Consider the following 302-nt stretch of genomic DNA (forward strand, 5'->3'; position numbering starts at 1 on the left):
CTTATGGAATCCCTGTTCGCGGACGTGAAGTGTTTGGTGTATTACACCTGAAAGGTTTTGTTATTGATGACACTGTTATTTATAGCGGTGCCAGCTTAAATAACGTTTATCTCCACTACAAAGAGCGTTATCGCTTTGACCGATATCATTCAATTGAAAATGCTGCCTTAGCTGACAGTATGGTCAAGTTTGTACAAGAGGAAATGTTGGCTCATCCAGCGGTGAATGATCTTAGTGCTCAAGATAAGCCTGATACAAAAGAGATAAAAACCGACATCCGACAATTCAGAGCCTCACTAGCT

General features: G+C 41.1%; 1 protein-coding gene. It reads left to right on the forward strand.

All coding sequences use genetic code 11. The features are described 5' to 3' along the window. Positions 1 to 302, forward strand: a 302-nt coding sequence (locus ACNEUN_RS06190) for a hypothetical protein (protein ID WP_463631552.1), incomplete at both ends; no start/stop codon positions are given.

Source organism: Gardnerella sp. C0684A1, assembly GCF_055326835.1.